The following is a 14,527-nucleotide window of genomic DNA, read 5'->3' as shown; positions in this document are numbered from 1 at the left end:
CAAAATTCCCCCAAGTATAAAATGGATAATTTCATTAAAATTACCTATTTAATTGGTGCGATTTCTCTGATAACGCGTATTTCTACAAATATTAACAATGTATTTTAAATGGTTTTACTATTCTTCAATTAAAAACAGGTCCATTGATGAGACAATTCCCCCAATTTACCTTACATATAAGCTCAAGTACAATATGAATTAATAGAGTTTTCTAATTATTCTACTCTAATTTTACACTATCTTTCTATCGGGAGGAATGCGATGAAACAAGGAATATTGAACCAATTAGTTTCCATAAAATGTTATACTATAAGGAGAGTTGATGGATGAAATTTCGGAAGAAGAAAAAAATACTAAATGTTATGTTAACGGGTGTATTAGCATCTAGCATTCTCACATCTTTTTTAATGCCTCAACAAAAATCTTATGCGATTTCAAATTCTGCTGAATCGATCTTAAAAGGATTATCAGAAGAACAAAGACAGTCTATTAAACGTTTAACCCCACAAGAAGGCTTCATTATTGATCCGAAATTATTGTCACTTAAAGATAAAACCGCAAATATCATTGTTGAGTTCAAAACAGCTCCGAACGATATTACGCAGCAATCAAACTCAAAAGGCACATCAAAAAATAAAGCAGAAAAGATTAACGGAGAACAGGAATATTTCAAGCAGCGCTTAGAGGAGCTTTTCAATAAAAAGAAGGAATTGAACCCGAAGTTAAAAGAAAATTCACTTCACTATAAAATTAAACAAACTTACCAGAATGTATTTAACGGAATGGCTATGACGATTCCTGCAAATGAAATTAATACCTTGCTTGAGACTGGTGTAGTTAAAAGGATTTGGAAAGACAATGTCGTTAAATTACCGATAAATGAATCGACTGCTGCTCAAGAACAAGCAACTGCAAAAGTAATTCCGCCAGCGCTTCCTCATATTGGAGTTGATCGTTTACATAATGAGGGCTTAAAAGGACAAGGAATAAAAGTTGGGGTGCTTGATACAGGGATTGACTATAATCACCCTGATTTAAAAGATGTTTATAAAGGCGGATATGATTTTGTCGATAATGACTCTGATCCAATGGAAACAACTAGAGCGCAATGGCTTGCATCTGATCAACCTGAATCGATTAATGGTAGTTCATACTATACAGAACACGGAACTCATGTTGCTGGCACCATCGCATCCAACCCTAAAAACGATGTTGAATATGCCATGACAGGTGTAGCTCCGAATGTTGACTTGTATGCATATCGAGTATTAGGAGAATATGGATCAGGTTATGATTCATCGGTTATCGCAGGTATTGAAAGAGCTGTAGAAGATGGAATGGATGTGATAAATCTATCATTGGGTAATAGTAATAATCATTCCTTAGACGCAACATCTGTAGCAATCAACAACGCAGCATTAAAAGGGGTCATACCAGTTATAGCCGGAGGAAATGCAGGGCCAAGTCCTGGTACGTTAGGTTCACCAGGTGCTTCTCCACTGGCAATCACTGTTGGTGCAAGTGATGTTCCGACTGATATTCCAACCGTTAAAGCAAGTTTAGCAGATATTTCAGTTCAAAATACTTTAATGGGGCATGGTCTTGGTAAAGATTATCTAAAGTTAATTGATAAAGAGTATGATGTTGTTGAAGTAGGAATTGGCACAGAAGAGGATTATACGGACAAAGAAATTAATGGGAAAGTGGCATTAATCTCTCGCGGCACAATATCATTTGATGAAAAAATTCGACGTGCTCACGATAAAGGTGCTGCAGCTGTATTGATATTCAATAATGTTGATGGCGAAATTCCAATTTACCTAGGTGAAAATCATGGTTATATCCCAACATTTAAAATGTTACATGACGATGGAGTAAAACTTACAGAAAAATTAAAAGCAGATCCTGCAGCTAAACTTAAATTAACAGACTTACAGTCAAATATGACTGCAGGTGATGTGTTAGCTGATTTTAGCTCACGCGGTCCTGTCAGTAATAACTTTGATATTAAGCCTGATGTAGTAGCACCTGGAGTTTCTACATTCTCTACTGTTCCAGAATATATTAATAGTCCAGAAGATGGTGTCGATTACTCAAGCGGTTATGCGAGTTTAAGCGGAACATCCATGGCAACTCCACATGTTGCGGGGGTTGCAGCCTTATTATTACAATCACATCCAGATTATACAGTTGCAGATGTAAAGGCAGCATTAATGAATACTGCCGATCCTTTAAAAGGCCGTACGTACAATGTGAATGAAGTTGGAGCAGGACGTGTAGATGCATATGAGGCAGTCCACAATACAACGCTTTTTGAAGTGCAAAATAAGACGACTTCCTTAGATGAAAATGGATTAAAAATAGAAATCGATGACATTTCGGGATCTATACCTTTTGGCAGTATTGCACAATCAAGTGAGACGCAAAATAGAGCAACCTCGATTTCTATTAAGAATTTAAGCAGTGAACTAGAAACATATCATACAAGGGTAGAATTTTTAACAATCGATGGCGTCTCAAAGGAAGCTGGCAAGAATGGTGTGACGCTTCAATTACCATCGACGATTGAAGTGAATGGAAATGAGAATAAAAATATTAATGCAGAAATATCAATTCCAGCTAATGCAGAATTTGGTGTATATCAGGGATATATTTATATTGAAAATGAGTCGAAAACTGCAGAATATCAAATTCCTTTCCATGTTCGTTATGCTAAACCTGGATTCGAAAAGCTAAAATTTTATAAACATGCAATAACGAATGACCTTAGTAACTTTCATCCATACATCCAGCCGTTTACACCAGTCGATTTCAAGTTAAATAGTCATATGAAAACGATTGATGTAGTGGTTAGCGATCTAGATGGAAAACCAATTGGGTATTATGGCACGTTTAATTTAGAAAATGCGTCAGTTGATACGGATTACTTTATATTCTTCGGATTTTCAGGTGAGGTAAAACATTTTACAGGTGATCCGAATAAACCATTAGCACTTGAATATGAACCACTTAAAGAAGGTAAATACATTGTTTCTTATATCGGTACAGGAGTAGATGGTAAAACATATAAAATCGATAATGACATGGTGATCGATAATACAGCTCCAACACTGGAATTTGATAAGAAAACAGGAATAAAAGAACTTACAAGTTCAGATTTAACAACTGAAAGTTACGACGGACAAGATTATACAGCATATTGGGTGCATGGAAAATTGTATGATGATACGATTGACTATTTAAAAAGCAGAGGACATGACATCACTCAAGAAGAAAATACCGCCTACGCATATCAAGATTCTTTTTGGCCAACAGCTGAATTTTTCCCAAATGCAAATGGTGAATTTAAATTTGGTGTCCTGCCAGAAGAATATGCAAACGATCCAACAAATGTTGCTATCTATACTTATGATTACGCAACAGCAGGAAATCCGGTTTTTCCAGACTTTACTTTTATTAACAAAGGGGATAAATATTCTACAATAAAACCAAATGCAAAAAGTGTAAGTCTTGGATCAGAGTTTGTAAATACATTTACAGTTCAAAACGCGAAAGATTTAACAAGTGCTTCTGTCACAATCGATGTCCCTGATTTCTATAAAGTTGCAGGCGTTAAGCCATCAAAACAGCTGGAGGATCTTGCAAAGAAAAATAATTGGACTGTTCGCGTTGCAAAGCCGCAATTTACAGAAAACACTTGGTCTAACATTTCAACATTTGCTTTAGATATTTCAGACAAAAAGACAAAATTGCCAGTTTCAATTAATAATGATATTGATTTACTGGATATCACATTAAAAGTAGTCGATGACCATAATTATATGGTAGAAAGTGCATTCTATTATCAAGAATCTTCATATCAAACAAGCTCTGGCAGTAAGTATTCTTTACCAACATTTGCTGAAAAGTTTAAATTCATCTCTCAGCACTCATGGGCAGAAGGTTACTATCATGGTGAAGCAGTTAATCTAGACAACTATGATTTAGATTATTCGAAAATTGGGACAAAAGCTTATCTAGTAGATAAAAAAGGCAAACAGTACCGTGCAGATATTTCAGATAAAGGGTATATGACGTTTAAAGATATTCCTGCAACAAAAGATGATTATACGTTAATAGTAGATATTCCTGGTCATTTCCTATACAGTAAAAAACAAACTTTAAGCAGGACAATTGATGGAAAAGTCCAAGGCAATTTCTTTACTATCTATACGGATACGGCTGCTGCAGGAGACGTCAACGGAGATCATGTAATCGATATTTATGACGCAAAACTTGTTGCAAATAACGCTGGTAATACAGGGGATAAATTGAAAGAAGATCTGAACAAAGATGGAGTCGTTGACATTATTGACTTTAACTTTGTCGAAAAGAACTTCATGTCGATCAACCCATATTTCCCAACGTCCAATAAACCAGTTGAAAAAACTAAGGATTTAACATTAGAAGAATTGAAAATGAGATTTAATTAAGAAACAGAATGATTTTCGTTTTATGACCTGTATCCCATAAAAAAAGAGAAATGCTGCTGATAAATGGCCTTGGTATTGAACGAGGGCACTGAAAAAGTCCAATAATTTATAAATTAGGCAGTTGAAAGATCGTTCGAACTTTCAACTGCCTTTTACTTTATAATGTTTGCAGGTGATTTCCAAAATGATTTCAAACCAAGAATCTCTGAATCTTATTCCATTTATGGAAATTTACAATAGAATTAGATGAAAAAATTATGCCAGAAGCAGGATTAAATATATCCTTAAAGAATCAGAATGAAAGTAGTCTATAAATAATGAAATAAAATCTTTCAGTAACGATGAAAAGCAGGAAGGAGAAAAAAAGTGAAAAACAAAATCCAAAAAATCACAACTAACTTGTGGTTTGATTTAAAAGCTGAAGAGGCAGCAGTCTTTTACACTTCAGTCTTTAAAAATTCGAAGATAGAAAAAATCACTCGATATGGAAAAGAAAGACATCATATCAGCGGGATCTCAGAGGGAACAGTGATGACTGTGAAATTTCAGCTGGAAGGACAAGAATTCGTAGCTTTGAACGGCGGTCCACAATACAAATTCACAGAAGCAATCTCATTCATTGTCAATTGCGAAACACAAGAAGAAATCGATTATTATTGGGAAAAGCTCACAGAGGGCGGAGATGAAAAAGCCCAGGTTTGTGGCTGGCTTAAAGATAAGTACGGTGTATCGTGGCAGATCGTTCCAACCTGTCTTACCGAAATGATAAGCAGTTCTGATTCTGAAAAATCAGAAAGATTTCTAAAAGCAATGTTCCAAATGAAGAAAATGGATATTAAAACCTTAAAGCAGGCTTATGAAGGATAAAATTACGATAGATAAGCTGAGCAAAACCTTATAAAACGGAATTAGAATTTCTGCAATCAGATAAGAAAGTGTGACGTTAATTAGAGTATCACCGCTTCTCTGATGAGGCTTTCGCTATCTGCCAAAACCGTTATCAAGAATTTCAATGTTTCGTATGGCGGCTTTTCCTGCCTCTTTGGTATTATGTACTAATTGAATAAGATCCGGATGGGCTTTTTTCGCTCCTATTACTAATAAAGGTACACCAATAAAGTCTATTTTTAATCTTCGCGAAAAAAGTCCTCCAAGGGTCATCGCTAATGGAACTGTGGGTGAAGTGTTTGAAAAGATGATCTTTTCTTCCAGTTTTCCTTTTTCATTAAGTATTTCCAGCATACTTTGAATGGAGGGTACAATAAGCTTAGAAGAACCCCGCCCTAAGGAAAACACTTTATTTCCATCTGAGTCAATGCCATGAAAGAAAATCTTTCCCATATCTTTTGAAGTTAGTTTATTGAACATATCAACAGAAAGTATTTCATTTTTAGATGGTATTGTATTGCTTGCTAACTTCTCTAAATGGTAGGCTGCTGCAAGTGCAGAGGAATGTGTGCCGCCATAGCAATTATAAATATAAATCATGAAATCAATCCTTTCTTTTATCCCTTTTACATATCTTCTGCTTAAAAAGACAAAAAATGTAAATGCCGCAGAAAAAACTGCAGCGTGATGAAGCGGCTTTATTGGAGGCTGTTCCCTCTGCTTTTCTCCAACTAGCTGACAGACCTGGAGGCAATTTGGAGATCAGCAAAAATAAAAAGGATTCTCTCCGTATCCGGAAAGAATCCCTAAAAAAGCTTTAAATATTACGAACGATGCTGCTCATATTTATCAAACTTCGTCAAAGCCTGCAGCGCTATATATTCCTCCCCAGATAAAGGACGTGCATTTGCAGCACGGCAATTAGCCTGAACCTGTTCAATTTTGCTGGCACCCGGAATAATAGATCCGACTGCAGCCTGCTTCAGTGAGTATTGCACGGCAGTTTCTGTCAGAGTCAGATCCGTTTCTGCATCGATGGATGGAAGCAGCTGGCGGAGTTCGTCCTCACTGTAGGAAAGGTATCCTTTTTCAGATAGCTTGGATTCCCATTTATCTGTCAGCAGTCCTTTTGCTAAAGGACCTCTCCCAATCACGCTGACGTTGTGATCTTTAAGAAGAGAAAACCATTCCTCAGGCCTTCTGTCGAGCAGACTGTACTGCATCATGACTGAAACAATCGATGATTTTTCCAGGTACTGTTTAATGACATTTGGGCGGATCGATGATATTCCGTAATAGCGGATAACGCCTTCTTTTTTCAGATCTTCAAACGCTTCAATCGTTTCGTCAATGTTATCTTCAATCGTGCCGCCATGCAGCTGATACAAATCGATGTAATCTGTCTGCAATCGTTTAAGGCTGTGTTTCACAGCTTCTTTTATATAGGCTTTAGATGGGTCCCATGTCCAGCTGTCTTTGTTCTCGTTCCAGCGGTTGCCGGCCTTCGTTGCAAGGATCAGATCCTGTCTTCGTTTTTTTAGTGCATCTCCGACGAACTCTTCATTCAGTCCAAAATCATACAAATCTGCTGTATCAAAGTAGTTAATTCCTTCGTAAAGGGCTGCATCGATAACGGACTCTGCCTGTTCTTTATCTGCCCCAAGAGACATGCAGCCAAGTCCAAGTTCGCTGACAAATAAGTCTGATGTGCCTAACTGTCTTTTTTTCATCGTATCACTCCTGACTGTACGTCTTGCTTTGACATTAGTACAAGAGAGATGAAAATGCAATTGTGACGCTTACTTATCTTTTGTCCACTGCTCAACCGTTGCATATTTCCTGCTGTATTCCTTCAGTTTTTCACGTACTTCCCAAGCTTTGCCGACCAGCACGACGCCTTTTTCAAGAAGGTAGATCTTCATATGCGCTCGCCTCGTTTCTTCGTTAATTGATAAAGAGGTATAAAGTTTTTCTCATCTATGTCCAGTTCCATCGCCCAACTCCTCGGCCAGAACAAATCGTCAAAAAAGTCAAACCCGGACTTTACTGCCGGATTCTTATCTGTCTGGCCCCAAGCTAAACGGGCGATTCCGCTTTTCTTAATATGATAGAATGTATGTGAAAAGCAGAATTTGTAGAACGCGGAGGAATGAGTATGAATCATTTAAAAGAAACAACAAAATCATCTGAAAAATTATTTTCCGGTCGCATTATTGATTTGTACTTAGAAGAAGTAGAGCTTCCGAACGGAAAAACAAGCACAAGAGAAATTATCAAGCATCCGGGAGCGGTTGCTGTGATCGCCATTACTAAAGAAAACAAAATTGTCATGGTTCAGCAATACCGGAAAGCGATGGAGCGAGTCCTCGTTGAGATCCCTGCCGGCAAGCTTGAAAAAGGGGAACAGCCTGATGTCACGGCTAAACGGGAACTGGAAGAAGAAACAGGGTATACAACGGAGTCGCTTCAGCACTTACTTTCGTTTTATACATCACCAGGGTTTGCAGATGAGCTTGTGCATTTATATTTTACGGAAGAATTGGAGATTTTAACCGAAAAGGCAGAACTTGATGAGGATGAATTTGTAGATGTTCTGGAGGTGACACTTGAGGAAGCGCAGGAAATGATTGATAATCAGCGGATTTTCGATGCGAAAACAGCTTACGCTGTTCAGTATCTGCAGCTGAAACTGGCTCTTCAAAAATAAAATGAATACCTATTTTGCAGATTTACATATTCATATCGGACGGACACGTTCAGGCAAACCAGTTAAAATAACTGCTTCAAATAAGCTTACGCTTGAAAATATTTTGATTGAAGCAAGCGAGCATAAAGGAATGGACATAATCGGAATCATTGACTGCCACGTACCGGAGATTTTGGATACCCTGGATCAGGGTTTAAAAGAAGGAATATGGTCAGAACATGCCCAGGGCGGTATTCAATTTAAACAGACCACAATGATTCTCGGCTCCGAAATTGAAGTTTATGATAACTCGTGCAAAGGTCCATTGCATGTGCTTGTCTTTATGCCGGCTATTCATCAGATGAAGCAGTTTTCTGAATGGCTGTCGCTTAGGGTTAAAAATATTACATTAAGTACTCAAAGAATGTATGAAGATGCGAGAGTTCTTCAGAAAAAAGTAAACGAGCTTGGAGGCCTGTTTATTCCCGCTCATATCTTCACACCACACAAAAGCCTTTACGGCAGCGGGGTATCCTCTAGGCTTGATCAAGTATTAGATCCGGACTTGATTGATGCGGTTGAGCTTGGTTTAAGCTCTGACACGGGTATGGCCTCTCAGGTTTCTGAACTGAATCCGTATCCTTTTTTAACAAACTCTGACGCACACTCACTTGCTAAAATTGGGAGGGAGTATCAGAAGCTTCAATTAGAGGAACCTTCTTTCGAAGAGCTGAAAAAGGCTCTGAAACAAATAGGAAACCGGACAATTCTTTCAAATCATGGATTAAATCCGCTATTAGGCAAGTATTATGGCACAACCTGCGAGAAATGCGGCATCCAAAAAGAGGCAGTGAACACGTTATGCCAAAGCTGCGGCAGCAAGAGAACGACTAAAGGGGTCAGCACCCGCTTGAAGGAGCTGGCAGACAACAACACTGAGAAACCAGAACGTCCTCCATATGTGCACCAGGTGCCTTTGCAGTTTATTCCCGGAATCGGCCCCAAGACTCTTGGGAAATTAAAAATGGCCTTTGGTACCGAGATGGTTATCTTAAATGAGATCTCAAGACCGGACCTATTAAAGGTTCTGCCGCCTAAAACAGCAGATTATATAATAGCTGCCAGGGAAGGAAAGCTTAGTGCTGTCCCTGGAGGCGGCGGAGTTTACGGGAAAATTGCCCCTAACTAATAAAGGCACTTCAATGTGAAGTGCCTTCAGCAAATATAAGTTTGAAAGGTATTAGAACATGATAAAAACGTATTTGATTTCACTTGCGGTCTCACAAAGTATTTTTTTTCTGCTGCTGCCGCTATGGCTGAGCTTAACTGCTTATTTACACCCGATTGTCATTGCTGTTGTATGGTTCTGTGTCACGGCGCTAGCGGCATTACTTCTTTTTTTATGGAAGAAGCAGGTGATGGTTGTCCCGCAAAAACTGTTTCATGCTTGTCTTATCCTATATACGGTTGGTCTGCTGATCTTGCTGTTTATTAGACCGGATTCGGGAGGGAACAGCTATAATCTCGTGCCGTTTTACACGATCAGCTATTATTTTTCAGGACAGGTTTCACCGATTATTGCCGTCTATAATCTTGCTGCTAACATCGGTTTATTTATCCCATATGGCATTTTCCTTAAGAGCAGAGCAGCTTCAATGAGAAAAACATTTGCCTATTCTGTGTTTGTGATCGCAGCAGTGGAAATCGCACAATTTGCAGCAAACAGGGGCAGCCTTGATATGGATGATCTCATTTTAAATGTTTTTGGTATATTTGCAGGATATGCTTTCTTTCCAATTTTCAGCAAAGCTGTTTATGTGAAAGAAAATTAAAAAATCTTTGAAAAGACGCATGTATTACGCAATGACATGCCGTCTGCTGAAACATCATCCTGCCTTAGAACTCCTTCTAATATAAATCCCAACTTCTCTGGTATGCGGCGGCTTCTTATATTCTCAGGATCACATCTGATTTCCACACGTTTAGCGCCGAATTCTTTTACTGCAAACATCGTCAGAGCTTCAACTGCTTCCGTCATATAGCCTTTTCCAGCATATTTCGTTGAAATCCAATACCCAATCTCTACCTTAGGTACATCCCAGTCCATCCGGTGAAAACCGGTGCTTCCAATAAAGTGGCCTTTCTTACGATCAAAAATGAGCAGCCTCAGATCCTCGCGCAAAATGAACTTCGCGCACGATTGTCTGATATTTGCTTCCGTCTCTTCGAGTGTCGGAGGCTTTTGAGCAAAAGGCATCCACGGTTTAAGCTCATTCATAGATTCATTGATGGCGGCATTGACTTCTTTTCCATCGCCTGGACGGGGAGCCCGGATGCAGAGTCTTTCTGTCGTAATTTCAGTCGGAAAATCAATTAATAAAGGATTTTTCAAGACAAAACCGCCTTTCTGATTTTTTAGTATTATATAACACTTGGAAAAAAATGCAATGATAGAATGGCATAGTTTCTTCCTTTTTTCATACAATCTAGTAAGAGAACGCTAGGAGGAAGGTATATGCGCAAACATCCATTAAAAGCAATGATTTTTCAGCATATAAAAGAACGCTCATCGCTTTATGTATTTGTATTTGTATTGTTTTTGATGGGGGTTATTTTCGGTGCGGTCATTGTCAACAGCATGAATTTTACTCAAAAAGAAGATTTGTATTTTTATTTAAGCAGGTTTTTCGGACAAGTATCTGAAGGGAAAGTGGCAAGCTCGGTTGAAATGCTTCAGCAGAGTTTCTTTCATAACCTGAAATATCTTGGTCTGATGTGGGTGCTTGGCATCTCAATTATCGGGTTGCCGGTTATTCTGATTATGTTATTCTTAAAAGGAATGGTCGTAGGATTTACGGTAGGTTTTTTAGTGAATCAAATGGGATGGCAAGGCTTTTTGCTTTCATTTGTATCGGTTTTGCCTCAAAATATAATCTTAATACCGGCATTTATTATCATGGGTACGGTTGCCATCTCTTTCTCATTGAAAATTGTCAAGCAGCTGCTGATGAAGAAAACAAATTTGACAGAATCGCCTTTCGCACTTTTTACGAAATACGCGGCTGTTTTTATGTTCATTTCGGCACTGACGATTATCGCCTCAACTCTTGAGGCTTATGCGTCGCCGATTCTCATGAAAAACATAATTGAACTTGTTTCAAAATAGAATAGTTTTTACTTAATAATGATTTCATTTATTAGATTGTAATTATTTTCGTTGGACACATCCCTTTCTTTTGATATAATGAATGAGGAACGTGGCGAGGGAGGAATGTGTGTTATGGAAAGCAGAATTGAGCGTATAAAGAAGCAGTTGCATTCATCCAGCTATAAGCTGACTCCTCAGCGTGAAGCTACCGTCAGGGTTTTGCTTGAACGCGAAGAAGATCACTTGAGTGCTGAAGATGTTTACCTCCTCGTTAAGGAAAAGGCGCCAGAGATTGGTTTAGCAACTGTTTATCGGACGTTGGAGCTACTTACAGAACTTAAAATTGTCGATAAAATAAATTTTGGAGATGGCGTATCACGCTATGACTTAAGAAAAGAAGGCGCAGCACATTTTCACCATCATCTTGTGTGCATCGAATGCGGTTCAGTCGCTGAAATTGAAGATGACCTCTTAGAAGATGTTGAGCAGATTGTAGAACGCGACTTCAATTTTAAAATTAAAGATCATCGTCTGACGTTTCATGGCATTTGCTACCGCTGTCAGGAAAAAGAACAGAAAGAAGATGAACAATAAACCTTTCCAGTTAAACAGGAGAGGTTTTTTTTGTTTTTACTAGTATAAAGTTTGTCCTTTTTGGCATATGTTTTAGGTAAGATGAAAGACCGGCCAAAGGAGGACTGCCGCAATGAGAGCAGCGAGAACACTATTTGACATGTTAAAAGTATTTATTCTGTTTACTGGATTTACGATTCTTTTCTATTATGCTATCATTTGGATTAACTTAGAGTATGAAGAAATTCACCGATATGATCAGCCTGAGGGTGCGGCCCTGAAAGTCACGAAAATGGTGGCTGACGAAGAAGAGCACTGGCTGAATCGACTGTTTTTCTTCTATTTAAACGGGGAGTAGAGGAAATTGAAAGATCAAATTCAGGATTTCATGCATTACCTGGTTGTGGAAAGAGGACTTTCCCATAACACAATCATATCGTATGAACGCGATTTAAAGAGCTATCATCAATTTCTTACTGCACAGCAGCAAATCACTTCATTTCAAGATGTGACCAGACTATCAATTATTCATTTTTTAAAATCATTGAAGGAAGCGGGAAAATCAAGCAAGACGATTGCACGCCATACCGCATCCATCCGCAATTTTCACCAATTTCTTCTAAGAGAAAAAGCAGTCGATCATGATCCTACTGTACATATAGAATCTCCTCAAGTTGAACGGACACTGCCGAAAGTATTATCACTCACTGAAGTTGAAAAACTGCTTGAAACTCCTAAATTGATCTCGCCATTCGGCTATCGGGATAAAGCCATGCTTGAGCTTCTTTATGCAACAGGCATCCGGGTGAGTGAAATGATTAATCTTGATTTGAGCGATGTTCATTTAACAATGGGATTTATCCGCTGTTTCGGAAAAGGGAACAAGGAGCGCATCGTTCCAATTGGCAGAACAGCAGCAGAGGCATTAGAATCCTATATCGAAAAGGGCAGACCGAAATTAGCTTCAAAGAAAAAACAAACGGAAGCTTTGTTTTTAAATCATCATGGAAACCGCATGACCAGACAGGGTTATTGGAAGAATCTCAAAAAAATTGCTCTTGAGGCAGGAATCAGTAAAGAGCTTACCCCTCATACGCTTCGTCATTCTTTTGCAACCCATCTGCTTGAAAATGGGGCAGACCTAAGAGCAGTTCAGGAAATGCTTGGGCATGCCGATATCTCTACAACGCAAATCTATACTCATGTCTCAAAAACTAGATTAAAAGATGTATATAAACAATATCATCCGAGAGCTTAAAGTCATACGCAGGAAATGCGGTGGCTTTTTTTATTAGGTTTGAAGAAGTACCGCAGGAGCTTCAAAACGAGTCATGTAGCACCATGACCTGAACGAATATTGTGTAATCCAGCTAAATGTTTTAAAAAATCCTGTAAAAGGAAAACAGAACTATAGAAGAATATCAAGTTATCTATTGTCAGAAGGCATGAAAACGGTTTATACTTTAGATGTCAGACTTCTGACCATTAAAAAGCGGATAATCATTCCTGAACAATTGGGAATGTTATACAAAGAGTGATCTCTGAACGATTAAAGGAGGATTTACATGTCTGATTATACATATAAAAGAATATTTCTGATTGTCATGGATTCAGTGGGAATCGGCGAAGCGCCAGATGCAGCGGATTTTGGAGACACTGGTTCAAACACGCTTGGCCACATTGCAGAACATATGAACGGCCTGCAAATGCCTCACATGGCAAAGCTTGGCTTAAGCAATATAGAAGAAATACAGGGCATACCTGTCCAGGAAAAACCAAAAGCTTTCTATACGAAAATGAAAGAAGCTTCTAACGGCAAAGATACGATGACAGGCCATTGGGAAATCATGGGCCTTCATATTGAAACACCATTTAAAGTATTCCCGGATGGCTTCCCGGATGAATTAATCCAGGCACTGGAAGAAAAAACGGGCAGAAAAATCATCGGGAACAAACCTGCTTCAGGAACTGAAATTTTAGATGAACTGGGCGAAGAGCACATGAAAACAGGAGCTCTCATTGTTTATACGTCTGCTGATTCCGTTTTGCAAATTGCAGCTCATGAAGAGATAGTTCCAATTGAAGAGCAGTTGAAGATCTGTGAAATGGCCCGTGAAATGACGCTTGATGAGAAGTATATGGTGGGACGTGTGATTGCACGTCCGTTTGTAGGCAACCCGGGTAACTTCCAAAGAACCCCAAACCGTCATGATTATGCCCTAAAGCCGTTTGAGAGAACGGTAATGAATGAGCTGAAGGACGGAGGTCTGGATGTTATTGCGATTGGTAAAATTTCTGATATTTATGACGGAGAAGGAATTACAGATGCAATTCGCACGAAATCGAACATGGATGGCATGGACAAGATTGCTGAAACAGCAGACCGCGACTTCACTGGTCTAAGCTTTGTAAACCTTGTAGACTTTGACGCCCTGTTCGGCCACAGACGCGATCCGGAAGGCTACGGCCTTGCTCTTCAAGAATATGATGCACGTCTTCCTGAACTGCTCTCTAAATTAAAAGAGGATGATCTATTAATTATTACAGCTGACCACGGCAATGACCCTGTTCATCACGGAACAGACCACACGCGTGAATACGTTCCATTGCTTGCATACAGTCCGAGATTCGAAAGCGGTTCTGAGCTTCCGGTCCGTGAAACGTTTGCAGATATTGGGGCTGCCATTGCTGACAACTTTAAAGTAAACATGCCAAAGCACGGAAAAAGTTTCTTGCAGGAATTGAAGAATTAAGGGGGAG

The 14,527-nt window shown here is 38.9% G+C and carries 14 protein-coding genes; 10 read left to right on the top strand and 4 right to left on the bottom strand.

Annotated elements, in window-relative coordinates; translation table 11 throughout:
• Positions 1 to 326: 326 nt before the first annotated feature.
• Together QLQ22_RS17135 and QLQ22_RS17130 are read left to right on the top strand one after the other, a co-directional pair.
• Positions 327 to 4,472 (top strand): S8 family serine peptidase, encoded by a 4,146-nt coding sequence (locus tag QLQ22_RS17135; protein ID WP_284015243.1) that lies wholly within the window; start codon positions 327 to 329, stop codon positions 4,470 to 4,472.
• A 366-nt stretch (positions 4,473 to 4,838) separates the two neighbouring features.
• Positions 4,839 to 5,339 carry a VOC family protein gene (locus tag QLQ22_RS17130; RefSeq protein ID WP_284015242.1) on the top strand — a complete coding sequence of 167 codons (501 nt, stop codon included), beginning with the start codon at positions 4,839 to 4,841 and terminating at the stop codon, positions 5,337 to 5,339.
• 114 nt (positions 5,340 to 5,453) lie between these two features.
• On the opposite strand, the gene QLQ22_RS17125 is transcribed toward QLQ22_RS17130, so the two are convergent.
• From QLQ22_RS17125 to mciZ, 3 genes are all read right to left on the bottom strand, one after another.
• A complete protein-coding gene (locus tag QLQ22_RS17125) occupies positions 5,454 to 5,960 on the bottom strand; it encodes a DUF3189 family protein (protein ID WP_223436476.1) in 507 nt (168 codons plus the stop codon).
• Between the two features lie 224 nt (positions 5,961 to 6,184).
• Entirely contained in the window at positions 6,185 to 7,090 is a 906-nt protein-coding gene (locus tag QLQ22_RS17120) for an aldo/keto reductase (RefSeq protein ID WP_284015241.1), read from the bottom strand.
• 69 nt (positions 7,091 to 7,159) lie between these two features.
• The gene (mciZ, locus tag QLQ22_RS17115) at positions 7,160 to 7,282 is read right to left on the bottom strand and encodes a Z-ring formation inhibitor MciZ (protein WP_223436472.1); all 123 of its coding nucleotides are present in this window, start codon (positions 7,280 to 7,282) and stop codon (positions 7,160 to 7,162) included.
• Positions 7,283 to 7,515: 233 nt separating this feature from the next.
• On the opposite strand from mciZ, the gene QLQ22_RS17110 reads away from it, so the two are divergent.
• Genes QLQ22_RS17110 through QLQ22_RS17100 form a run of 3 tightly spaced genes read left to right on the top strand, consistent with a single transcriptional unit; the run spans position 7,516 to position 9,878 of the window.
• Entirely contained in the window at positions 7,516 to 8,067 is a 552-nt protein-coding gene (locus tag QLQ22_RS17110; RefSeq protein ID WP_223436470.1) for an NUDIX hydrolase, read from the top strand.
• A gap of 1 nt (position 8,068) precedes the next feature.
• Complete coding sequence (locus tag QLQ22_RS17105) at positions 8,069 to 9,235, top strand: endonuclease Q family protein (protein ID WP_223436468.1); 1,167 nt, start codon at positions 8,069 to 8,071, stop codon at positions 9,233 to 9,235.
• 58 nt (positions 9,236 to 9,293) lie between these two features.
• Positions 9,294 to 9,878, top strand: a complete 585-nt coding sequence (locus QLQ22_RS17100) for a VanZ family protein (protein ID WP_252207163.1) — start codon at positions 9,294 to 9,296, stop codon at positions 9,876 to 9,878.
• Here the strand turns inward: QLQ22_RS17100 and QLQ22_RS17095 are convergent.
• Positions 9,875 to 10,438: a GNAT family N-acetyltransferase gene (locus QLQ22_RS17095; RefSeq protein WP_284015240.1), complete on the bottom strand. Its 564-nt coding sequence runs from the start codon at positions 10,436 to 10,438 to the stop codon at positions 9,875 to 9,877. The genes QLQ22_RS17100 and QLQ22_RS17095 overlap by 4 nt on opposite strands.
• Before the next feature lie 123 nt (positions 10,439 to 10,561).
• Between QLQ22_RS17095 and spoIIM the strand changes: the two genes are divergently transcribed.
• From spoIIM to deoB, 5 genes are all read left to right on the top strand, one after another.
• Positions 10,562 to 11,212, top strand: a complete 651-nt coding sequence (gene spoIIM / locus QLQ22_RS17090; RefSeq protein ID WP_223436461.1) for a stage II sporulation protein M — start codon at positions 10,562 to 10,564, stop codon at positions 11,210 to 11,212.
• Between the two features lie 114 nt (positions 11,213 to 11,326).
• Positions 11,327 to 11,788 carry a ferric iron uptake transcriptional regulator gene (fur, locus tag QLQ22_RS17085; RefSeq protein ID WP_223436459.1) on the top strand — a complete coding sequence of 154 codons (462 nt, stop codon included), beginning with the start codon at positions 11,327 to 11,329 and terminating at the stop codon, positions 11,786 to 11,788.
• A 112-nt stretch (positions 11,789 to 11,900) separates the two neighbouring features.
• On the top strand, positions 11,901 to 12,125 hold the full coding sequence (locus QLQ22_RS17080; protein ID WP_223436457.1) for a YqzK family protein: 225 nt from the start codon (positions 11,901 to 11,903) through the stop codon (positions 12,123 to 12,125).
• Positions 12,126 to 12,131: 6 nt separating this feature from the next.
• Positions 12,132 to 13,025: a site-specific tyrosine recombinase XerD gene (xerD, locus tag QLQ22_RS17075; RefSeq protein WP_223436455.1), complete on the top strand. Its 894-nt coding sequence runs from the start codon at positions 12,132 to 12,134 to the stop codon at positions 13,023 to 13,025.
• A gap of 307 nt (positions 13,026 to 13,332) precedes the next feature.
• The gene (gene deoB, locus QLQ22_RS17070) at positions 13,333 to 14,520 is read left to right on the top strand and encodes a phosphopentomutase (RefSeq protein ID WP_284015239.1); all 1,188 of its coding nucleotides are present in this window, start codon (positions 13,333 to 13,335) and stop codon (positions 14,518 to 14,520) included.
• The last annotated feature ends 7 nt before the right edge of the window (positions 14,521 to 14,527 follow it).

Source organism: Metabacillus hrfriensis (genome assembly GCF_030127205.1).
Classification (GTDB): domain Bacteria; phylum Bacillota; class Bacilli; order Bacillales; family Bacillaceae; genus Bacillus_P; species Bacillus_P dongyingensis.
This window is presented reverse-complemented; position numbering and strand designations above follow the sequence as displayed.

Bases quoted from the DNA above. Each gene is read 5' to 3' on its own strand.
- QLQ22_RS17135 (WP_284015243.1), top strand. From the start codon at position 327: ATGAAATTTCGGAAGAAGAAAAAAATACTAAATGTTATGTTAACGGGT.
- QLQ22_RS17125 (WP_223436476.1), bottom strand. From the start codon at position 5,960: ATGATTTATATTTATAATTGCTATGGCGGCACACATTCCTCTGCACTT.
- QLQ22_RS17120 (WP_284015241.1), bottom strand. From the start codon at position 7,090: ATGAAAAAAAGACAGTTAGGCACATCAGACTTATTTGTCAGCGAACTT.
- mciZ (WP_223436472.1), bottom strand. From the start codon at position 7,282: ATGAAGATCTACCTTCTTGAAAAAGGCGTCGTGCTGGTCGGCAAAGCT.
- QLQ22_RS17110 (WP_223436470.1), top strand. From the start codon at position 7,516: ATGAATCATTTAAAAGAAACAACAAAATCATCTGAAAAATTATTTTCC.
- QLQ22_RS17105 (WP_223436468.1), top strand. From the start codon at position 8,069: ATGAATACCTATTTTGCAGATTTACATATTCATATCGGACGGACACGT.
- QLQ22_RS17100 (WP_252207163.1), top strand. From the start codon at position 9,294: ATGATAAAAACGTATTTGATTTCACTTGCGGTCTCACAAAGTATTTTT.
- spoIIM (WP_223436461.1), top strand. From the start codon at position 10,562: ATGCGCAAACATCCATTAAAAGCAATGATTTTTCAGCATATAAAAGAA.
- fur (WP_223436459.1), top strand. From the start codon at position 11,327: ATGGAAAGCAGAATTGAGCGTATAAAGAAGCAGTTGCATTCATCCAGC.
- QLQ22_RS17080 (WP_223436457.1), top strand. From the start codon at position 11,901: ATGAGAGCAGCGAGAACACTATTTGACATGTTAAAAGTATTTATTCTG.
- deoB (WP_284015239.1), top strand. From the start codon at position 13,333: ATGTCTGATTATACATATAAAAGAATATTTCTGATTGTCATGGATTCA.